The organism is Streptomyces sp. CA-251247 (genome assembly GCF_050952975.1).
GTDB lineage: Bacteria > Actinomycetota > Actinomycetes > Streptomycetales > Streptomycetaceae > Streptomyces > Streptomyces achmelvichensis.
Window position 1 is genome coordinate 7,922,851 of record NZ_CP191861.1, and the last position, 16,698, is coordinate 7,939,548.

14 protein-coding genes and 1 pseudogene are annotated in these 16,698 nt (G+C 67.8%); 7 read left to right on the top strand and 8 right to left on the bottom strand.

What is annotated here, in order from left to right:
• Positions 1–44 precede the first annotated feature (44 nt).
• The 3 genes from ACQPWZ_RS35405 to ACQPWZ_RS35415 all read left to right on the top strand — a co-directional run bounded on the left by ACQPWZ_RS35405 (position 45) and on the right by ACQPWZ_RS35415 (position 4,225).
• The gene (locus ACQPWZ_RS35405; protein ID WP_433573555.1) at positions 45–728 is read left to right on the top strand and encodes a TetR/AcrR family transcriptional regulator C-terminal domain-containing protein; all 684 of its coding nucleotides are present in this window, start codon (positions 45–47) and stop codon (positions 726–728) included.
• Positions 729–1,730: 1,002 nt separating this feature from the next.
• Positions 1,731–2,069: a MerR family transcriptional regulator gene (locus tag ACQPWZ_RS35410; protein WP_433573556.1), complete on the top strand. Its 339-nt coding sequence runs from the start codon at positions 1,731–1,733 to the stop codon at positions 2,067–2,069.
• Between the two features lie 455 nt (positions 2,070–2,524).
• On the top strand, positions 2,525–4,225 hold the full coding sequence (locus tag ACQPWZ_RS35415; protein ID WP_433573557.1) for a SpoIIE family protein phosphatase: 1,701 nt from the start codon (positions 2,525–2,527) through the stop codon (positions 4,223–4,225).
• 913 nt (positions 4,226–5,138) lie between these two features.
• Here ACQPWZ_RS35415 and ACQPWZ_RS35420 read toward each other — a convergent pair.
• The 4 genes from ACQPWZ_RS35420 to ACQPWZ_RS35435 all read right to left on the bottom strand — a co-directional run bounded on the left by ACQPWZ_RS35420 (position 5,139) and on the right by ACQPWZ_RS35435 (position 8,168).
• Positions 5,139–5,564: a PPOX class F420-dependent oxidoreductase gene (locus ACQPWZ_RS35420; RefSeq protein ID WP_433573558.1), complete on the bottom strand. Its 426-nt coding sequence runs from the start codon at positions 5,562–5,564 to the stop codon at positions 5,139–5,141.
• A gap of 255 nt (positions 5,565–5,819) precedes the next feature.
• Entirely contained in the window at positions 5,820–6,272 is a 453-nt protein-coding gene (locus tag ACQPWZ_RS35425) for a phosphate-starvation-inducible PsiE family protein (protein ID WP_433573559.1), read from the bottom strand.
• 118 nt (positions 6,273–6,390) lie between these two features.
• On the bottom strand, positions 6,391–6,729 hold the full coding sequence (locus ACQPWZ_RS35430; protein ID WP_433573560.1) for a PucR family transcriptional regulator: 339 nt from the start codon (positions 6,727–6,729) through the stop codon (positions 6,391–6,393).
• Positions 6,730–7,238: 509 nt separating this feature from the next.
• Positions 7,239–8,168 carry an AraC family transcriptional regulator gene (locus ACQPWZ_RS35435; RefSeq protein WP_433573561.1) on the bottom strand — a complete coding sequence of 310 codons (930 nt, stop codon included), beginning with the start codon at positions 8,166–8,168 and terminating at the stop codon, positions 7,239–7,241.
• A gap of 304 nt (positions 8,169–8,472) precedes the next feature.
• Between ACQPWZ_RS35435 and ACQPWZ_RS35440 the strand changes: the two are divergent.
• Positions 8,473–8,705: pseudogene (locus ACQPWZ_RS35440) on the top strand (phosphotyrosine protein phosphatase); the annotation flags it as partial.
• A 354-nt stretch (positions 8,706–9,059) separates the two neighbouring features.
• Here the strand turns inward: ACQPWZ_RS35440 and ACQPWZ_RS35445 are convergent.
• The 4 genes from ACQPWZ_RS35445 to ACQPWZ_RS35460 all read right to left on the bottom strand — a co-directional run bounded on the left by ACQPWZ_RS35445 (position 9,060) and on the right by ACQPWZ_RS35460 (position 13,437).
• Positions 9,060–9,509: a DUF1931 family protein gene (locus tag ACQPWZ_RS35445; RefSeq protein ID WP_340477544.1), complete on the bottom strand. Its 450-nt coding sequence runs from the start codon at positions 9,507–9,509 to the stop codon at positions 9,060–9,062.
• Between the two features lie 386 nt (positions 9,510–9,895).
• Complete coding sequence (locus ACQPWZ_RS35450; protein WP_433573562.1) at positions 9,896–11,047, bottom strand: acetate/propionate family kinase; 1,152 nt, start codon at positions 11,045–11,047, stop codon at positions 9,896–9,898.
• Between the two features lie 54 nt (positions 11,048–11,101).
• Entirely contained in the window at positions 11,102–11,671 is a 570-nt protein-coding gene (locus tag ACQPWZ_RS35455; RefSeq protein WP_433573563.1) for an MEDS domain-containing protein, read from the bottom strand.
• A 62-nt stretch (positions 11,672–11,733) separates the two neighbouring features.
• Positions 11,734–13,437 carry a PucR family transcriptional regulator gene (locus ACQPWZ_RS35460; protein WP_433573564.1) on the bottom strand — a complete coding sequence of 568 codons (1,704 nt, stop codon included), beginning with the start codon at positions 13,435–13,437 and terminating at the stop codon, positions 11,734–11,736.
• A 229-nt stretch (positions 13,438–13,666) separates the two neighbouring features.
• On the opposite strand from ACQPWZ_RS35460, the gene ACQPWZ_RS35465 reads away from it, so the two are divergent.
• Genes ACQPWZ_RS35465 through ACQPWZ_RS35475 form a run of 3 tightly spaced genes read left to right on the top strand, consistent with a single transcriptional unit; the run spans position 13,667 to position 16,693 of the window.
• The gene (locus ACQPWZ_RS35465) at positions 13,667–14,149 is read left to right on the top strand and encodes a general stress protein (RefSeq protein WP_433573565.1); all 483 of its coding nucleotides are present in this window, start codon (positions 13,667–13,669) and stop codon (positions 14,147–14,149) included.
• A 57-nt stretch (positions 14,150–14,206) separates the two neighbouring features.
• Positions 14,207–16,108, top strand: coding sequence for a molecular chaperone DnaK (gene dnaK / locus ACQPWZ_RS35470; protein ID WP_433573566.1), 1,902 nt, complete (start codon positions 14,207–14,209; stop codon positions 16,106–16,108).
• Positions 16,109–16,117: 9 nt separating this feature from the next.
• A complete protein-coding gene (locus tag ACQPWZ_RS35475) occupies positions 16,118–16,693 on the top strand; it encodes a nucleotide exchange factor GrpE (RefSeq protein ID WP_433573567.1) in 576 nt (191 codons plus the stop codon).
• Positions 16,694–16,698: the final 5 nt, after the last annotated feature.

Below are 16,698 nucleotides of genomic sequence, written 5' to 3' on the forward strand. Positions count from 1 at the left end.
CTCGTCAAGGGAGGACTGTCGAGCAGAGAGGGGACGGAGCCGGAATGACCCCACAGGAAGCGACGCACACGCAACGGAGCCCCCTGAACAAGGACCGCGTCCTGCGCGCCGCCGTCGCGCTCGCCGACACCATCGGCATCGACGCACTCAGCATGCGCAGGCTCGCGCAAGAACTGGACGTCGTACCCATGGCCCTCTACAAGCACGTGGCCAACAAGGAGGAGCTGCTCGACGGCATGGTCGACGCCGTCGTCGGCGAGATCGACCCGCCTGCCGCGGGCCCCGACTGGCAGCGCGTGGTCCGCGGGCGGATCCTCTCGGCCCGGCGGGCCCTGCTGCGCCACCCCTGGGCGGCTCGGGTCATCGAGTCGCGGACCGGCCCCACCCCGGCCGTGCTGGCGTACCTGGACTCGATGGCCGGGGCCTTCCGGAACGGCGGCCTCTCCGCTGACCTCACGCACCACGTCATGCATGCGACGGGCAGCCGCCTGCTCGGCTTCAGCCAGGAACTGTTCGACACCTCGGGCCCCTCCGGCCCGCCGGACCCCGGGCTGACGGCGCGCTACCCACACATCGCGGAAATGGCTGCGACAGCCGCACATGACGGGGGCTCCTCGGTCGGTGGCGGCTGCGACGACCAGTTCGAGTTCGAATTCGCCCTGGACCTCCTCCTGGACGGCTTCGAAGGTCTCCGCCGCCAGGGCTGGACGTCCGCGCGGAAGGCGTAGCGGGTGCCGGGGGAGAGGCTGATCCAGCGCCGAAGGGGGAGGCAACCCGGCCGCTTGCGCCGCTGCTGCCGCGGCTGAGGCGATTGACCATGGCCAGGACTGCGGTGTCGGCCGGTTCAGGTCGACGGCCCTCTGTCAGAGGGCTTCCAGGGAGGCCTGGGTGGGCTCGCGCGCGTCGGCGACGGTGGTCGGGGAGCGGATCTACCCGCCGGTTGTGCCCCGCCTTGCGACTCCCTAACCCGGCAGGGCTCGATTACCTCACCGCCGAACACGCGGAAATCTGTTTCGGCTGGAGTAGACATTGGGCCGTGGCGTGGTTATGGTTTCTCTCGTAGCCAGAAGGACAGCAGGGCCCGGCAGACACGAACTGCCGGGCAGTGGTACGTAGTTGCAGGACGGTGCGGTGGTGGAGTTCCGAAGCCGGAGCGGTTGCAGGTGGCGACGGGACTGACGGCCGGACCGGGTGGCCCGCAGTGATCAGGGGCCGCCGTCAGCAGTAGCGCAGTGGCAGTACCTGTAGGTGCAGTTCGCAGTACCCAGCAGTGAAGTCAGTGAGCAGTACCTCGGTGAAGGCGTCGGCTGCGGGCGCGCGCACCGGGAGGTTCGGCAGTGGGGTTCTAAGCCAGAGCAGATGCAGGACGGGCGACGGGGCTGGCTGCCGAAGGTGGCGCTATGGCAGGCCACTAGTAGTTCGCATCACCAGCAGTACGCAGTAGAGCAGTACCCGTAGTAGGTAAGTGGTCACCGAGGGAAGAACGGAGGAGCCAGGCGCCATCAGGATCGCCCGGGCAGAGTGTTGAGTCCGGGTACCGCAGGACATCGATAGTGAGGTGGTCTCCGGTCGAGCAACCGCGATCCCCGCATTTGCCGCCCTCTCCCGGGTGGACGTGCGGACACACAGGGCCGGCGCAGTACCAGGGCCGGCAGATGGTGTAGCAGTTCCTTCGGGGCCCTGGTGCCAATGGCACCAGGGCCCCTCCACGCGTTCCACAGAGAGGTGCAATGACAGCAGACGACTCGTACGGCCGTCTCGATGACGACGACTACCCCGCCTACACCATGGGCCGGGCCGCCGAGATGATCGGTACCACCCAGTCGTTCCTCCGCGCCATCGGCGACGCCCGCCTCATCACCCCGCTGCGCTCCCCGGGTGGCCACCGCCGCTACTCCCGCTACCAGCTGCGCGTCGCCGCCCGCGCCCGGGAACTCGTCGACCAGGGCACGCCCATCGAGGCCGCCTGCCGCATCATCATCCTCGAAGACCAGCTCGAAGAAGCCCAACGCATCAACGCCGAACACCGCCGCGCCGCCGAACCATCGAATCCAACAGCCACCGCCTGACACGGCTCGACCCGGCGGGTTTCCCGGCAGCCGTGTCGCCGGCCGTCGTGGACGTTGCCCGGAAGGCTTCAGCGGCCCGCGTACGGGCGGGTCCGCATCTCCGCCGGCGGCCCCCCTACGGACTGTTGAGGACAACCCAGGGTTGACGACTGACGTCGTTGACGTCGCCCTGCCCCGATGCGCAAACAGGGCAGAGAGCGGGGGTCCGCAGCGTTGGCGGCTCACGTCGTCTTCGTCACGTCGGTGGTTCGCTCGAGGCTGAGCAGCCCGGCGAGTGCCTGAAGCTGTTTGGGCTGCACCATCAACGGCCCCGCACGCCGCCGTCCCCGGCGAGCTGAGTCGGAACGTGTGCCTTGTTGCATGCAGGGTCCGGGACTGGGTAACCGGACGCTTTCGTGTCTGAATGGAGGAGGGACGTGGACGACGTCGGCGCTATTGGCAGGGAAGGTGTTCCCATGTACGGGCATCAGACGCGGTCTGGCGCCGTGGTCGACGGCAAGCTGGGGAACCTGCAGGCGGCTGCCATCGCGGTCGATGACGATGGTCTCATCGTCGCGGCCAACAACGCTGCCTTGAGTTTGCTGGGCTGGGCCGCCTGGGAACTCGTTGGCCAGGACTTCCACGATTTGCTGCACCGGGACGGATACGGGCACTTGATGCCGCGCACTCGCTGCCGGATGCGGAAGGCGCTTCTCACGGGGGACACCCGGCATGGCGATGCCGAGTGGTTCGCCCGTGGGGACGGCACTCTCGTCCAGTTGTCCTGGCTGGTCACGCCCTGCAAACCCGGCCCGGGCGGGATAGGTGCGCTGGTGTTGCTGTACGAGTCGAAGCAGGAGGACTCGCACCACAGCGACGCCGGGCCCTCCGCGCCGCTGACGGAACTGGACCGCCTGGCCCTGCTCGCGGAGACGACCACGCAACTCACGTCCACTCTGGACGTGGACGAGGCACTGCACCGACTGGCTGCCCTGACCGTGCCCCGGCTGGCGGACTGGGCTGTGTTCGACGTGCTCACTGAACGTGATGAAGTACGACGCGTTCTCGTGATGGAACACAAAGACGGCAATCTCGTCGAACGGGAAGACCTCCAAGGTCCGATGCCTCCCGTGCCGACGGAGTCGCCGATGCCCCTGTCGCGGGCTCTGCGCGGTGCCGCCTCCTCTCTCGCCGGTCCCGCCACCTACCAGGGCCCGCCGGATTCGGGCATCGCGGTCGAGCAGCAGCGCTTGTTCACTGAGACGGGCATGCACTCCGCTGTCATTGCCCCTATTCGCGGTCTGCGCGACGTACTCGGCGCCCTGACCCTGGGCCGCGCACAGCGTCATGACGCTTTCACCCCCGCCGACCTGCCGCTGCTGGAGGACCTCACCCGCCGGGCGGGCCTGGCGCTGGACAATGCGCGTCTGTACCAGCGTCAGCGCAAGGTCGCGGAGACCATGCAACGCCACCTGTTGCCTCAGTTGCCCGTCCTGCCCGGGCTGGAGATGACCGCGCGGTACGTACCCTCTCCGGACGCCTCCGCCGTCGGCGGTGACTGGTACGACGCATTCGCTCTGGCCGCCCATACTCACGCACTCGTCATCGGCGATGTCGTCGGGCATGATCTCGACGCCGCAGCCGGCATGGCGCAGGTCCGCAACATGCTGCGTGCCTTCGCCTGGTCCCACCCCGACGCCGCGCCCAGCGCCGTCGTCACACGGCTCGACGAGGCTGTGATGCACATAGCCGAGGTACCCATGGCGACCATGATCCTCGCCATGCTCACACTCGGCGATGACGCACTGTGGCGCCTCAGCTGGACGACCGCCGGCCACCCGCCGCCCCTGCTCATCACCCATGACGGTCAGGCCCGCTACCTCGACGAGGCTCACGGCATGCTGCTCGGCACGGGAGTCACCAGACCTCGCCCCGACGCCGTCACTGTCCTTCCACCTCGGGCCACGCTTGTGCTCTACACCGACGGACTGGTCGAATCCCCGCACCACTCCATCGATCATGGGCTGGACCGGCTGCGCCGACACGCGGCGTCCCTGGCCCACCGCCCTCTGGACTCCTTCTGCGACTCACTGCTGAATCAGGTCCGCCCCAGCGACAATGACGACGACGTCGCCATGATCGCACTGCGCACGCCCCCTGCCACAGGGGAGCAGTGATGCGAGTGCTCCGCGGACGTATCGCGGACGAAGGGGTGAGCCGCCGCCGGACGGCGCGCCTGTAGCAGTCCGACCAGCATGCAGCTCGCTCATCGGTCGTTCTCCTTCACGAAGAAGGCCGTCGCATTTCAGGATCTCGATCGTCTGCGGGGTTCGCGGGTGCCCCAGGTGACGGTCAGGCGCATGTTCCACCACGGGTACTGCGGCCCCGGCCGGAGTCAGCAGCGGGCTGATCTCGTCGCGCAGGGCAAGCGGCAGGGATCAGGCGCTGGCCATCAATGAAGATCTTGCAGGAAGCGCCACCGAGAGCACCCTGGTCGCCCCGCACTTGCCGGCATTGGGTCGTTGGCGCAGGCCCGCAGCCTTGCGAATCAGATCCGCTACGGGGTGCGCAGCGGCTGGTCTGCGCCGACGGGCGCCCCTGCGCCTGACGCTCCGCACCCGCCTTTCATGGGATGAGGGCCCCTGGCCGGGCGGGGCAGGGGCCCTCAGCGCGCTTCCGCGAGGGGCGGATGAGCACGCGTCGCCCGAACAACGAAGCCCACCTGGGCCGGGTCACGGTTGTTCAGCCGGACAGCCCTGGCAGGGGCTGTCCCTTCCGGCTGGAACGAAGTGAAAGGCGTTGGCTAGGCCGGGCGCGCGCGGCTGGAGCTGTAGTCCGTGGCGCCAGCGTAAGGGCGCCCGACGAGCCGTGAGGTCACTCGATGACGGCCGCACTCGGGCTTGGGAAAGGGCATCAGGTCCTAGCCCAGATGCCTGTCGTTCGGCATGCTGTGCGCAGCGGCTGTCTGTGCCGTCGCACGGGATGGGGTGCGAGAAGGTATCCGCACACGCCCCGGTCGGCTGACGCTGGTTGCGGGGCGCTGGTCCTCCACCACGCGGGGCACGATTGCGCCGCTACTGCCTAGGGCAATCAAGCAATGTCCGCACGCGCTGTGACGTGCTCGATTCGCATCCGCACCAGCAACATGCCCGGAACGCTGTTGCGCTCCCCGAACTCCCGCGCGCGGTCTTCGCCCATGTACCGCGCGGCGATCCTGGTTGCCCAATGGAGCAATAGGCTCGGATCTTCCGAGATCTCGACCCGTCCCCGCAGCGTCGCGAAGGAATACGGCGGCCGCTCGTCATCGACACACAGCACGGCCCGTTCGTCCCGCAGGAGGTTGTGCCCCTTCACCGTCTCCTTCTCTGTCGTGAAGACCAGATCATCGCCCTCCAGAAGAAACCACATGGGTGCGATGTGCGGGCTGCCGTCCTCCCCCACGGTGGCCAATTTTCCGGTGCGGGTGCCTTCCAGGATGAAAGCCCTCCACGCCTCTTCACTCATTTTCTCGGACATGATGATCACGCTAAGGGGCGAACTGTCGCCATGCCACGCAAAGAGGCGCCATCGCGCCGCCTCGGTCGTCCAGGCCGCATGTGCCGAAGATCTGTTCGCCGTCGGTGTTCGTGAGCGCTCCGGTGCACGCAACCCACCCACTATGCCCGCGCCCTGCAATTGTCTCGGGCTGCTCAGTGGGCGAGCGGATGCCGGCGCAGCTGGCTGGGAGGTCCGCGGTCCCTCGGCCACTGGGGTCCCCGCCATTGCCCTCGATCAGGCGGTCCGTGAGCTCTGCACGGGGAGAAAGTTGTCTGGATGTGTCGAGCGCCGCCACACATAGACGGAAGTTGCCATCACGAGGATCAGCCCCATCAACACGAGCAACTCGATCCCCTGCACGCTCCACCGGAAGGACTTGTCCGCCTCGGCAGTCACAATGAGTACCTTGCGAATTCCAGCGATCAGCCCCACTACCAGGAACGGCTCTGCGTCAAGTGTTTGGTTCCTGATGGTGAGACGGACGGTGTGGAGAAGCTCGGCCACGATGAACAGCACCAGGCTGTTGTCCAGCGCGGACAGCACGATCGTCTCCTCGTGGTACGGCCCCTGGATCGCGTCCACGACATCATCGACCACCCCGATGGTCAGCAGTCCGGCGAGCAAGACCAGGAGCACCGCGACGATGAGATGGATGGCGTCCTCAACCGTCTGCAGGAGACGCTGCACAGCGTGTTCCTCGAATCTGCGAGAAGGGGCGGCTCACACAGCAATCTATGGCCGCGCCGCCGGGAGAGGGCCGCAATGATCGGCCGGTCGGGTGGCAGCCGTGCGCAAGGCGGGCTTCTCAGGCCTCCATCGCGCCGTTGAGGACCTTCCACGCTCGTGTCGCGACATGCAGGTTGAGCCTGCTGTCCACGTCCGCGCGGTCCACGCCGCCGATCTTGCGGATCCGCTGGAGCCGGTAGCGAGTGTGCTGCGGTGGATGGCGAGTACCGCGGGGGGTCGTGTCATAGTTTCCGCCGCACTCGAAGGAGCGGGACAGGGTTTCGACCAGGTCAGTGCGGTGCCGAGCGTTGCAGTCACGGAGCGGCACGAGCCATTCGCGGGCGAACGCCTCGACCTCCTCAGAGCCGTTCCGCGGCCCGAGCAGCCGGTACAGGCCCAGGTCGTCGAAGAAGGTCATAGGGCATGCGGCGTAAAAGTAGCCAATGTCGATCGTTTGCTGATGAAGGGAGTAGGTCCCGGCGCCGGGCAGGGCCGGAATTCGCGCAGGAGTCCGGCATGCACGTCGCGGGCGAGCGTGCGCCGGTTCGAGTGTGCGCTGTGATGCCGAAGCCCACCTGGGTGCCCGTCAGTTGGTAGTGAGCGGGCACGGGGTGCCCTCCCTCTGGCGGACGGTCTTCGGCGCGGTCAAGGTCCGGGCCGGCACCGACTCCGGCCCGGACCCTCTCCCGCGAAAGCAGCACATCACGGCCGTGTCCAGACCGCATACGTGCTGCTGTCCGCCCGCGAGTTCTACTGGGCGCCTGCGGGCGGTGACCGGCCCGGCTGGGTGGTGCCGGGCCGGCCGGTGTTCGCGCGTCGACGGGCTCTCGCGCGAACATCAGGACACTAGAACGCGGTGGCCGCGGTGCACGATCCATCTTGCGCGGGCATTGTCCGCGCAGCGCGGGACGGTGGCGCGGGCTGAGCTCACCCGGAACGCAGTGTCTGCGAGGGCAGCTCGCCGAAGCGCGCCCGATATCGGGCCGAGAACCGGCCCAGGTGGGTGAACCCCCAGCGATGTGCCGCCTCGCTCACGCTCACCTCGCCCGGCGCACCGCGGCGCAACTCGTCGTGGATGCAGGTGAGTCGGACGTCGGTGAGATAGGCGAGCGGGGCCATGCCGACGTATTGCTGGAATGCCTCTTGCAGGCGCCGCACGCTCACCCTGGCGACGACCGCCAACTCTGCAGTGGTGAAGGGGTGTTGCGGCATGCTGTGCATGGCTTCGAGCGCTCGTTTGACGGGGCCTGGCCGCAGGGCGGGGACGGGGCGGTCGAGTTCGTCGCGGTAGCGGTGTCCGGCCGTGAGAAGTAGGCCGGTGAGCAGGGCCTCCTGGAGCGGGCGGGCCACGATCGGCCGGGCGGGCAGCCCGCCGGCCTGCATCTCGTCAGACACCGTGCTGATCATTCGTACCCAGCTCAGGCCGGTGCCCTGCGCGATGTCCAACTCGGGTGCGAGGACCACGGGGGCGCGCACAGTTCGGCCGAGCAACTGCTCCAACTGGCCATGAAGAGCCTTGGAGTCCACTTTCACAGCCACCAGCGGACAGTCGCCGCTCACGCGGTCGAGAGTCGTATGGCCAGAGGGCTGAAAGACGGCTGCACGTGCGGGCGTCGCCACGGACTCGGTGTGCGGGCCCTGGCGCCACGCCATGTGGCCGCCCAGCGGGATGTCCACGTGATACGAGCCCAGTTCGCCGAACCGTATACGCACATCCGCGCCGAAATCGAGCCGGCCCAAGGTGAGCGGACCGAATGCGGCGATACCGTACTGGGCCGTGAACTCCGTGTTTGCACCGAGTACGTCGATGAAGTTGGAGTAGAACCGTTCTCCGATGACCTGCCGGGCCTCGTCCACGTCCGTAGTCCGGAACTTCAGTGGATCTTGACTCCGGAGAGACGACTGCTGCATGCCGCAACCTCCTGCTCCTGCGGACCGGTGCGATGGATCATGGTGTACATCATCATCTACCGGGGCCAGTGGTAGCGGCCATATGCATGGATCTACAGGCGGATTGGGGTGGAACGGGACGCATGTACGTATTTCGCATCGGTCTTCCCGGCTGAGAGAGGCGCTTTCCGCTCAAGCCATGACGCGTAGTACGCGCAGTGGGCCCGCTGAAGGCCCGACCTGAGCTCGGCGGCTGCGTCGGTGCGGCGGCGTCGAAGTCGGCTCGACCGGCTCCGACGCCGGCGCCGCTGTGAACCCGGCCGCCGTCGAGGCCATGGCCGAGGTCAGCATCGGCATCTCGGCCAAGACGCTGAAGATCTCACAGTCGACGCTGTAGGCGAGTCGGGCGTCTGCATCAGCATGGGCTGCGGTGACATCTGCCCTGTCTTCCCCGGCGAGCGTCATCTTGGCAGGAAGCTCGACGATCCCGTGAGTTGACGAATCTAAGCTGTACGCCCCATCCGTGACAAGATGGACTCCCTGGTCCGGGGCCGATTCGCGGACAGCTGCTGCGGGAGTTCGGCGAGGACCGTGCCGGCCGCAGATCCGGCAGTACGCCTGCTGGGTGCACAGTTGGCGGCGTTCACAGGCAATGCCGCCCGAACCGGGCCGCGAGCAAGGCGGGGTCGTGCTGCTGCCACTGGTATTGACGCGCCGGGTCGACGCCAGCTGCTCGCCGGAGGTGACGAGCCGGTCGGCGACGTCGGGAGAGGGTCCGGGACTGGTGCGGATCGAAACCGCCGAGCGGGGAGAACTCGGCGTTGGCGATGTCCTTCGCGCACCGGACGGATTGCCTGGCTACAGCAGCAGATCGAAGACCTTCGTCACGGTCTCCCAGTGCTTCGTCTGAGGATTCTTGAGCTCCGGGAAGACAACCTTGAACGTCTCGGCCAAAGCCACAGACAACCCGCCGAGGATTTCCGGGTACCGCTCCTCGGTCTGCTCGGTCGGGGGCCGGTCGAGCGGCGGATGCTTGGCCAGCTGCTCGAGGATGGGCTTGAGTTCGACTTCCTGGTCCAGCCGCCGGAACCGGTGGATGCTCTCCTGGAGCCCTTTGGTGATCGGCAGGTCCCACGGTTCGACGGTGTCCCGGCCGTTCGCCTTGGCCACGGCCTGCGCGACGGTCAGGAGATCGTAGAGCTTGTCGTCCACGAATTCGCTGTAACGCTTCAGGTCGTCCTTGTCCACGTCGAGGCTCGCGGCCGCGCGGAAGAATCGTTCGAATGTGGACACCCCGATGACGGTCATGCCTCTCGCCCTCCTCGTCGACGGGTGGTGAGGCGATCAAGACTCGCAGAGTGCGCCATGGTCCGCCTGCGCATGTCAGGACGAATGAGGTGTGGGGTATGTGACCTGCCAGGACAGAACTGCCGGTAGTCATGGAAATCTTCCCTCCGTAGCCGGCGGAGGGATACGGGACGGGGCGATGCGCCGCTCCCCGCCGGTGCCGCCAGTGGTGGACAGCGAGCCAGAGAGACCGGGCGTCCTGGGAGAACTGGAAGAACACCGAGGCGACGGTGGGGAGGGCGTCAGCCGGCGGCACGCACGCCGTGTCCGCCTGGCCAGGTTACTCCTTGACGGACACCTCAGGACGGGGCCTCTCACAAACTGCCCAGCCGTGCGGTGCCGTCTGACTAAGCGTCAGACGCCATGAGGACGCCCCGGGTCTCGACCGCGATCTGCTGCGTCTCACCGGTTGCGACGACGGCCACGGGTACCCTTGAGCCCGGCCCGTCGATCCTGCGTACGCCCTCTTGGTACAGCTCCTCCAGCGGGGGAACGGCCAGACCGTTCCGCACGCCGAGGATTCGGAGCCCCGCGCACACCTCCTCGCGTACCTCGGGCTGGTCCTCGCCGATCTCGCCGGTGAAGACGAGCGCGTCGAGACGATCGAGCGAGGCCGACATGGCGGCGATGCCGTGTCGGCAGCTGTGCACGAACACGGCCAGCGCCGTTTCGGCGGCGGTGTCTCCCCGATCGCGAGCGCGCACCAGGTCCCGGGTGTCCCCGGAGGTGCCGGAGAGGCCGAGCAGACCGGACCGACGGTGGAGTTCCTCCTCCAACTCGTGAGTGGTCAGGCCGTGGCAGCGCTGCAACCACAACAGGGCTCCGGGATCGATACTGCCGCTGCGGCGGCTCATCACGAGTCCCTCCAGCGGGGTAAGGCCCATCGTCGTGTCCACGCTGCGGCCATCGCGAACTGCGCACGCAGAGCAGCCGCCGCCCAGATGGACGAGCACGGCCTGGAGATCGTCGGCAGGCCGTTCCAGCACTTCGGCGGTCCGTTCCAGGCACCATGCGTAGGACAGTCCGTGGAAGCCGTAGCGCCGCATCCCGTGCTCGGTACGCCACTGCTCAGGCACGGCGTACTCACGGGCGGCGGCCGGCAGATCACGATGGAAGACGGTGTCGAAACACCCCACGTGGGGTACGTCCGGCAGCAGCTCCCCAGCCGTGTCCACCACGGCGAGAGCGGGCGGAAGGTGCAGCGGGGCCAGGTTCCTGACCTCGTCCAGCAGTTTGCGGACACGTCCGTCGATCACCATGTGGTGGGTCAGGCGCGGCCCGCCGTGAACGAGGCGGTGTCCCACGGCGGTGGGCCGGGGGACGGTGGTCAGGAAGTCCCGCAGATCCGCGGCGGACTCGGGACCGGGCGGTTGCGCCGAGTGCCTGGCCGCGATCCGGGCGCCGTCGGCCGAAAAGAGTGTGATGTGCAGGCTGGAGGATCCTGCGTCGAGAACCAGGACGCTCCGCCGGGAAGGATCGTTGACCCTGGCGGGGCTCATCGCGGTCTCCTTCTCCGCCGTGCGATGCATGTGGGCGGCCCACCGGCCGAGTACTCAGGCCACCTCGTCCGGCCCCATGTAGTAGGGGTTCTCCACCACCATGCCGTTGAGCCAGACCCGGGGATGTGCCTTGACCAGCGGGATAATCACGTCGCCGCCGAACTTGTCCAGGTCGTACATGCATATGCCGATCTGTGGATAGGCCCGCAGCCACCGCGTCGCCCTCGCCTCGTACCGGATCAGCTCGTCCGTGAAGGCCGGACGGACCAGGGACTGCGCCCAGCTCATGTCGGCGGCCAGCCGGGCGAGGTTGCTGTTGCCCTCGGCGAATGTGCCGTGGGACCAGCTGTACAACAGATCCAGCATGCTGTCGCCGTCGAAAGTGCCATTCTGCAGGTAGCTCTCCTCCGGGGGCTTGACCTGAAGTTCCGCACACGCGAGACGGGCTTCGGGCATCGACATGGCGAGCCGGTCGCGGAAGGCCATTCCCTCTCTTTCGGGCGCCAGGAAGACGCAGGCCTGGCCCTCGTGCAGACCGTCCGCGAAGAACGGCGTGATGAGCTGGTCGCGTTCTTCCTGTCCCCGGTACAGGGCGCAGATGTGATCGCCCGGGGCAAGTGACATGCCCCCCACCGAGGTGACGGGTGGGCGGGATTCCGCGCTCCGGTCGTACATCGGCTTTCCGTTCATCGGGGTGGGCCGCCCAGGATCTTCCAGGCCCGGGTGGCGACGTGCAGGTTCAGCCGGCTGTCGACGTCCTTGAGGTCGTTGTCGCTGACCTCACGGATGCGCTGCAGGCGGTACCGCAGTGTGCTGCGGTGGATGGAGAGTGCAGCGGCCGTGCCGTCGTAGTTGCCACCGCACTCGAAATACTGGAACAGGGTCTGGACCAGATCTGAACGGTGGGCGGCGTCGTAGTCGATGAGAGGACCGAGCCATTCGTGAACGAATATCTCCACCTCCTCGTAGTCGCCCCCCGCCCCGAGCATGCGGAACAGCCCGAGTTCCTCGTAGCTGGTAGCGCCGTACGGTTCACGGGAGAGCCGGCGGACTTCCAGGGCCCGGAGCGCCTCCTTGTACGACCTCGGGATCTTCGCGGGGGCGTCGCAGCGACCGCCGAGCCCGATGGATCCAATGCCCGAGCCGAGCTCGCGGGCCACCGCCAGGTGCAGTGCATCGGAACGCGGCTGGCCCTCCAGGACGAGGACGGCCATACCCGAACGTCTGGCGAGCAGAGACCGTATCCGCAGGCCCGCGGCTGCTCGGCCGACCGCCTGGATGAAGGTGTCGTCCGCCCTGCCCTCCCACTGCACGACGGCCATGCGATGAGGCCCGTGCAGGTCGTGTCCGACGGCGGCCGCACGGGCGTATGCGCTCTCGTCGTCGGTGCCGTCGATCAGGTCGTCCACCAGCTCACGGCGGAGCCGCAGCTCGACTTCAGCGAGGTTCCTCAGATGGGCGAGCTCAAGGGCGAGGGCGCTGCATGCGTGGTCGAGGACGAAATTCACCTCCTCGGCGGTGTGCCCGTCACCGGCGATCAGGGCCATGGAACCGAGGACTTCGCCGCGGTGCTGGGCCAGCGCGACGAGGCGGCCACCGGCGTGCACAGGACTCAGCCGCCGGGCTACGTCCTGCAAGAACTGCTCGTGTCGCGCCGCATCCGGCTTGGGGTACGGGTCGGGCTGTCCCGGCCCCGTCCAGGCGAGCAGATTGCCGAATCGGTCCTCGACGGCGACGGAGGAGCCCGTGAGCCCGTGGACGGCCCTGGCGATGCCTGGAACGCCGCCGTCGCTGGCCACGGCTTCGCTGAGCACCTCATGAACGGTCCGCTGGTGCTCGAGTGCGGCGACGGACGTTGTCAGGCGGGCATTCGCGGCCTCCCGGTCCTGGTTGAGTCGCCGCAGCTCTCCGGCGTGCTCCCGAGCCCTGCGGCGAGCCGCCGCGTTGGCGAGGGCGACAGAGGTCTCCTGGGCGAGTACCTGCAGAAGGAAATGCTCGTCTCTGGCAGGCCGCGACGGTGCGCCCACGACGAGGTAGCCGACTCCGGCGCCGGTGTTGAGTGGGTAGGCCCAGCCCCATGCGCGGTCGGGCACCGGGACCGGTCCCTCGGTGCCGCGCAGGTAGGGGAGCCGGCCGCCGAGCCCAGGCGTGTCCGGTGCGGTCTGCGCCGGGGTGCGGACCAATCCGTCGCTCGAGGGCAGGTAGCCGGCCTCCGGACGGCAGGGCCCGAGCGGCGCAACGGAGGTCAGTGCCAGGTGCAGGATGTCGGCCTCGTCCCGCCCGTCGTTCATGATCATGGAGAGAACGAACAGGCTGAACAGATTCGCCACGTGCTCCCTGCTCCAGGCTTCGGGGCGGATCTGATGGGTCCAGTCTGCTGCCGCGGTCATGGCAAACGGGCCCCATCTCTGGCGAGGACCCCTCTACATCATCACAAAACGGGTGATCCAAGCAATTCGGCAAGATCTATTGGTAATGATTTGAATCTTTTGCACTACCAGGGCGAGAGTCCATCCTGATTTGGTCACCTCAGGAGCAGGCTGCTGCTCCTCTGCGCCGTGACCCTGGAGTCGTCATCGTGAAACGGACGGTGCTGCGTGCCGTCCGGAGAGGGCGACCATGGACGAGCACCGTCGAAGCATCGCTTCGTACCGCACCTACTCCGAGGCGGAACGCGCGGTCGACTACCTGTCGGACCAGGGTTTCCCTGTCGAACGGGTGGCCATCATCGGGCAGGACCTGCAACTCGTCGAGCAAGTGGTCGGCCGCCTCACCTACGGCAGGGCCGCGCTGAGCGGAGCTGCTTCGGGAGCGCTCCCGGGCGCTCTGATCGGTTGGCTCTTCGGGCTTCTGAACTGGCTCGACCCGGTGCTGTCGGCCCTGCTCCTGGCCCTCTACGGGCTCGTGTTCGGCGCCGTGGTCGGCGCGGTCATCGGATTGATCATGTACGCCATGCAGCGCGGCCGCCGCGACTTCAGCTCTGTCCAGAGCATGCGGCCCACCCGATACGAGGTGGTGGCCGACGCCGACGTGGCACAGCGGGCTACCGCGCTGCTGGAACGGCTGGGAAGCCCGGCTGCCGGCACCGCGACCGAGGGGTGACGGCTCCGGGCAGGCGACGCGCACCCCTCCTCGAGCTTCTACAAGGAGTAACACCTCATGGCTAAGGCAGTCGGAATCGACCTCGGGACCACCAACTCGGTGATCGCCGCGTGGGAGGGCGGAGAGGCGACGGTCATACCCAACTCCGAGGGCAGCCGCACGACCCCCTCGGTCGTCGCGTTCACCGACACCGGTGAACGACTCGTCGGCCAGCTGGCCCGCCGTCAGGCGATTCTCAATCCCAAGGGCACGATCTACTCGGCCAAGCGGTTCATCGGCCGCCGCCACGACGAGATCTCCGACGAGGCCAAGGCAGTCGGCTTCGACGTCGTCCCCGATGAACACGGCAACGCGCGTTTCAAGGTGCGCGACAAGTTGTACGCGCCGGAGGAGATCAGCGCCTTGGTGCTGCGCAAACTCGCCGACGACGCCGGCAAGCAGTTGGGGGAGCGGGTGACGGAGGCCGTCATCACCGTGCCCGCCTACTTCAACGACGCGCAGCGGCAGGCTACGAAGGACGCTGGAAAGATCGCCGGCCTGGAAGTGCTGAGGATCATCAACGAGCCGACCGCGGCCGCCCTCGCCTACGGGATGGACAAGAAGGGGCATGAGACCGTGCTGGTCTTCGACCTCGGCGGCGGTACCTTCGACGTGAGCATCCTGGATGTCGGTGACGGTGTGGTGGAAGTGCGCTCCACCGCGGGCGACAGCCACCTGGGCGGCGACGACTTCGACCGGCGTCTGGTGGACGACCTCGCGGACAAGTTCCAGAACGAGAACGGCATCGACCTGCGCAAGGACCCGCAGGCGCTCCAGCGGCTCTTCGAGGCCGCGGAGAAGGCCAAGACGGAACTGAGCTCGGTGACCCAGACCCAGGTCAACCTGCCGTTCATCACGGCGGACGCCGAGGGCCCCAAGCACCTCACCGAGACGGTCATGCGCTCGACGTTCGAGCAGATCACGGCGGACCTGGTCGAGCGGACCCTGGAACCCGTCAAGCAGGCGATGGCCGACGCCAAGATCGGTGAGAACGACATCGACGAGGTCATCCTGGTCGGCGGATCGACGCGTATCCCGGCGGTGCAGAAGCTGGTCCGCCGCCTCACCGGCGGCAAGGACCCGAACATGAGCGTCAACCCGGACGAGGTCGTGGCTCTCGGTGCCGCGATCCAGGCCGGTGTGCTCAAGGGCGAGGTCCAGGACGTCCTGCTGCTCGACGTCATCCCGCTGTCTTTGGGTGTGGAGACCCGCGGCGGCGTCATGACCAAGATCATCGAGCGGAACACCACGATCCCCGTCCGCCGCACGGAGACCTTTTCCACCGCGGAGGACAATCAGGCCGCGGTCGACATCGTCGTCCTGCAGGGCGAGCGCGAACTCGCCTCGGAGAACCGGGTCCTGGGCCGTTTCCAGCTCACCGACATCCGCCCCGCGCCGCGCGGTGAGCCGCAGATCGAGGTCATCTTCGACGTCGATGCCAACGGCATCCTGAACGTCACCGCGCGCGACAAGGACACCGGCAGGGAACAGAGCATCACCATCAGCGAGGCCTCCAACCTCGACCAGAGCGAGGTCGAGCGGATGATCCAGGAGGCCGAGCGGCACCGCGGGGAGGACCAGGCGCTGCGCGAGGCCGTGGACGCCCGCAACGAGCTGGACGCCGTGGCGTACCAGGTCGAACGACGCCTCGGTGAGATGGGCGACGCCGCACCGGCCCACGAGAAGGCACGGGCCGAGATGCTCGTCACCGAGGCCCGCGAGGCCGTGCAGCAGGCAGCGCCGGTGGACAAGGTCAGGCCGCTGACCTCCGAACTCCAGCAGATCTACGCCTCGCTGGCGTCGCAGCCGGCGGGCGCGGCCGGGGAGGGACCGGCCCCTGGAACCGAGACGGCAGGCGCCACCGCCGGCACCGGCGGAGGGGACGACGACGTCATCGACGCCGAATTCGACAAGGGCTGAGGTACGGCCATGTCCACCGAACCGGATCCTGTGAGTACCGAGGAAGAGCCTCCCGGGACTTCGCCCCGGGAGGAGGGGCCTCACGACCAGGGGCCTCAGACTGGGGCGCCGCAGGACCAGGGGGCTCCGGAGCAGAGCACTGTGGACGAGCACGCTGCGGAGCTCGAGGAAGTCCGGGACCGCTGGCACCGGGCCCTCGCCGATCTGGACAATCTCCGGAAGCGTCACGCCAAGGAGCTGGAACGCGAACGCGGCACCGAGCGCGCCCGCACCGCGGCGGCCTGGCTGCCCGTTCTCGACAATCTGGAACTGGCCCTCGCCCACGCGGTGTCCGACCCGACCCCTGTGCTGGAGGGTGTCAAAGCCGTACGCGATCAGGCCGTGGAGGTACTCCGCAGCCTCGGATACGCCCGCTACGAGGACACCGGAGTGCCGTTCGACCCGGCCGAGCACGAGGTCGTCGGCGTCGTCGAGGACCCCGCTGCAGAGCCGAACACCGTCGTGCAGGTAGTGCGCCCCGGCTACGGAGAGGACGAAAGGCAGCTCAGGCCGGCATCCGTCGTGGTCAGCAAGCGTCAGGAGTGACACCC